Origin of the sequence: Phyllobacterium sp., from assembly GCF_037994425.1 — a bacterium.
Taxonomy (GTDB): Bacteria; Pseudomonadota; Alphaproteobacteria; order Rhizobiales; family Rhizobiaceae; genus Phyllobacterium.
On sequence record NZ_JBBNAM010000301.1, the window covers coordinates 1 to 4,021 of the forward strand.

The following is a 4,021-nucleotide window of genomic DNA, read 5'->3' on the forward strand; positions in this document are numbered from 1 at the left end:
CACGGAGGGACAATCGATAAGTACATGGGCGACTGCATCATGGCATTCTGGAACGCTCCCCTCGATGACCCTGAGCACGCGCTCCACGCTGTTCAGGCATCGATTGCAATGCAGACGGCCATCGGGAGGCTCAACAAGGACCTCGAGATAGAAGCGCGAGCAAGCGGGTCACCACAGCATGTTCTCAAGATGGGCGTTGGGATCAATACAGGCGAATGTGTCGTCGGCAACATGGGCTCGAGCCGGCGTTTCGACTATTCCTGCCTTGGGGATTCCGTCAATCTTGCCTCGCGCCTTGAAGGGGCGTCAAAAAACTACGGCGTTGCTATCTTGCTTGGGGAGGAAACTGCACGTCTCGTAGGCGGGTTTTATAACGTGATGGAGCTCGACCAAATCGTCGTGAAGGGACGAACGACGCCGTCGCCTGTGTATACGATTGTTGAGGACGCAAGCGCGGAGCAGGTGGAAGTGCATAAAGCTTTCCTGGCCGCTAAGTACAATAGAACGTTGCTTCCCCTCGATGCCATGTTTGAGACGCTCACCGCGGCCTTTCCATCGCTTCGTCTCTATTACTCAATTGTCCAAAGCGAGTGTGCGCGGCGGGTCGACGACTAGTTGGACGATGGCGATCTCGGCCATCTGATCGACACGGAGTTTGCCCTGTGAGCGGTCTCGCGGAGGCGTGTGCAGCGGAGGGCTTTAGTTGGCCGGGAGAGATAGGTCAGCGATGCGCGCTCGCAACGCCCGGCACGCGGATGCGAGATCGCTCTCGCGCAAAAGCGCGCCGCCGATCAGATAAATCACATGGTTCCCGTAAACCTGCTGCATGTCGGGTATCCGCTCGAACGTCATGCCGCCTCCAGGCGCAGGAAAAATGGGCTTCAGCTCACCAAGATCCTCCGTGCAACCCTGGAGGATGGACAGACACTCTTCGCGCGAGAAGCCGAACCGCCCGCCGAAATTCGGAAACACGACCGCATCGACACCCATGAGCCTTTGCAGCGTTCCGAAGTAAAAGCGGTGCGAAAAACCCGTCGTTGGCGTGATGACATTGGCGCCGGCAAAAGTCGGATGCGAGATGATCGGCAGACAGAAACCGGGGTCGGCGGCAAGCGCACGGGACACGTCAAAGCCGACGAGTGACGGTGCCAGCATAACCGCACCCGCGCCCGCTTCCTTTGCCAAGAAGGCCCGCTCGAAGATCTGCGACGCCGGTCCTGTGATGTTGGGCACGTACGCGCATTGAAATCCGGTGCTGGCATTTGCCTCGGCAACGGCTTCGACGCAGGCCTTAAGGCGCTCAGGATAAGGTGAGGTCGGCTGATCAACGAGCCCGTGGTCGTCCTTGATAAGATGCGTGCCACCCAAGGCAAAGCGGTGAGTGAGATCCGCGAGTTCCGACGTCGATAGACCCACGGGTTTGATCGCCGACATGATAAGCGGACCAGAAGTGACCTCTGTTCGAGCGCGCAATCCGGCAGCGCCGAAACGTGGTCCAGGGCAAAGCTTGCGCAAGCCGTCCGACAGCTGCAGAGATTCGACGCGCGTACCGGTTTTGATCGAGGAGTTGCCAAAGACGATGTTCAGAAGCTGCAGGAAATCGCCACCAACATCGTCCTCGCTGTAGGAGATTTCCGCCAGGAAGCCGCCGCGCTCGGCGCCGGCGGATTTCAGGTTTTCCAACCGGCCGAGAATCTCGTCCTCAACGTAGCCACGCGGCACGATCTCTCTTGGGATTTCCACCGTCTGTTCGACTGCGATATCCAAGGCTTGCGCTCGCGCTTCCTTTTCGCCGGTGGCCTCGAGCCAGTAGCTGACGGAAAAACGCGATGCCATTAGAGCGCCTCTGCCTTCTGTACCGAATGAACCGTGTCGAGGCGGGCCGCTTCGAACTCAGGATCGGCTATGTCGAGGGCGCGCCCCAGCAGATTGCCGACCGCCTGCGTCAGTGCGCTGGCATCGAGCCCGTACTTCTTCATGAGATAGGGTTTGGAGGCGCCATGCGCGAAGGTGTCTTCCAGTCCCAGTCGGCGAAGGCGGATGCCAAGCCCTTCCTCGGCAAGAATTTCGGCGACCAGCGATCCGAGCCCGCCATTGATTGTGTGGTTCTCGAGCGTGACTATACCTTTCTTGCCGCGTGCCGCCTTTAGCAGGCCGTCGCGATCAAATGGCTTCAGCGTCGAGGCATGCAGGTGGTGAATGCCGATCCCGCGGTTTTTCAGCGGCCCGGCAGCACGTAAGGCCTCTTCGGTGCACACGCCCGAAGAGACGACGAGGATATCGCCTCCCTCGCTCAGCGTCCGCAGTCGGTTGAATTCGAAAGGTGTCGAAAAAAGCCGCGGGACTTCGCCGCGCAGAACTCGGACGTACACCGGGCCATCGATGCTGTCTGCCACCTCAAGAACGCTCTCCACTTCGGTGGCATCGCCGGTTTCGAGGACCGTCATGTTCGGGATGGCGCGCATGACCGATATGTCCTCGATCGCCTGATGGGTGATGCCGCCCGGTGTCGTAATTCCGGGCAGGAAACCCATCATTCGAACCTTGCGGTTGGAGTAAGCGATGGAGTTGATCAGTTGGTCGTAAGGGCGGCGATAGAGAAAGACGGAGAAGGTATGGACAAAGGGTCGGAAACCCTGCATTGCAAGGCCGCCGGCAAAAGACAACATGTTCTGTTCTGCCATGCCGAGCGACAGAAACTGATCGGGATAGCGATCGCGAAAGCCGTCGATTTCGCAGGATGATGTCAGATCGGCGGACAGGCAAAGCACTTCCGGGCGAGAGGAAGCGAAGTCCTCGAAGGCTCTGGCATAGGGGCGGTTGACAATTTCGACCATGATCAGGCCCTCGCGATTTCAGCGGGATCGACGCGAAGCTCGGCTCCGATTGCCGTCTGCATTTCCTCGCGCTCTTCTGCCGATTTGAAACGGACGTAGTGAAGGCGAGGGAAGCGCTTCTTCAGGAACGGCATGCCCTCGTAGGGCGATGTATTGGCAAGGATGACCAGAGGCCTGCGTGCTTCTGAGCTATTGGCTGCAGCCCGAAATGCCTGCAGATCATGTCCGTCAATCGATCGACAGGTAGCGCCGAAGGAAGCGATGCGCGCCGGCAGGTCGCCGAGATCAAGAACCGAGGACATCGCCCCATCGCATTGCTGCCCATTGACATCGACGACGACGCGGATGTTGTCGATGCCGTGATAGCTCATTGCCGTCAGGCATTCCCACGTCTGCCCCTCCTGGAATTCGCCATCCGACATGTAGACCCAGACCTTGCCTGGTTCGCCGCGGCGCTTGCGCGCCCAGGCTATGCCCGATGCCATCGATAGCCCTTGCGCAAGCGATCCGGTTGTCACTTCCATGCCTGGGCTGTGCTCGGCGCCGATCATTTCGACTGACCCTCCGTCCCGATTGAAATGATCAAGCGCGTTCTCGTCCATTCGGCCGACCTGAATCAAGGCCGAATATATGACCAGCGCATAGTGGGCGGGCGAGACAATGAAGCGGTCGTATTCCGGAGCAAAGGCGCCATGATAGCCGGCGCCGGTAAACGCGTCGGGATTTTTGGACGACGGCACGCCCGCGAAGGGCAGAGGGGTCTTCGGCAGCGTCGGTTCGCCAAGGACGAGCGCTTCGTTATAAAGGAACGCCAGACTCTCGGCCGCGGAACAGGCCTGGCTGAGGTAGCCACCGTTGTTGCGCATCGTGTGCATGAAGACACGCCTGCGAATGCCGGCGGCGACATCCTCCGTCCTCTGCCTGTTCGCGATGGTCATAAGTTATCTCCGTTCGGGAAAAAGCGCCTTCAAGCCGGCGGGCGATGCTTCTGCAATGCCGCGTTCGGTGATAAGGCCAGTGATCAGACGCGCCGGAGTAACGTCGAAAGCAGGATTGGCTGCGGGGCTTCCTTCCGGTGAAACCCGTACGCTCGCAATTTCGCCGCCCGCACCACGTCCTTGCACGAAGGTGACCTCGTCGCCGCTACGTTCCTCGATCGGGATTTCGCGTACACCGTCATGCAC

General features: G+C 59.5%; 4 protein-coding genes and 1 pseudogene. 1 reads left to right on the forward strand and 4 read right to left on the reverse strand.

Annotated features, from left to right (window positions below):
• On the forward strand, positions 1 to 615 hold a 615-nt coding region (locus tag AAAB35_RS20580; RefSeq protein WP_340670138.1), incomplete at its 5' end, for an adenylate/guanylate cyclase domain-containing protein.
• An 84-nt stretch (positions 616 to 699) separates the two neighbouring features.
• On the opposite strand, the gene AAAB35_RS20585 is transcribed toward AAAB35_RS20580, so the two are convergent.
• From AAAB35_RS20585 to AAAB35_RS20600, 4 genes and pseudogenes are all read right to left on the reverse strand, one after another.
• A complete protein-coding gene (locus AAAB35_RS20585) occupies positions 700 to 1,836 on the reverse strand; it encodes a RuBisCO large subunit C-terminal-like domain-containing protein (RefSeq protein ID WP_112824891.1) in 1,137 nt (378 codons plus the stop codon).
• Positions 1,836 to 2,837 (reverse strand): transketolase C-terminal domain-containing protein, encoded by a 1,002-nt coding sequence (locus tag AAAB35_RS20590; RefSeq protein WP_112667031.1) that lies wholly within the window; start codon positions 2,835 to 2,837, stop codon positions 1,836 to 1,838. The genes AAAB35_RS20585 and AAAB35_RS20590 overlap by 1 nt, the downstream gene beginning before the upstream one ends.
• Positions 2,838 to 2,839: 2 nt before the next feature.
• Positions 2,840 to 3,775, reverse strand: coding sequence for a 1-deoxy-D-xylulose-5-phosphate synthase N-terminal domain-containing protein (locus tag AAAB35_RS20595; RefSeq protein ID WP_340670140.1), 936 nt, complete (start codon positions 3,773 to 3,775; stop codon positions 2,840 to 2,842).
• Between the two features lie 3 nt (positions 3,776 to 3,778).
• A pseudogene (locus tag AAAB35_RS20600) lies at positions 3,779 to 4,021 on the reverse strand (S-methyl-5-thioribose-1-phosphate isomerase); the annotation flags it as partial.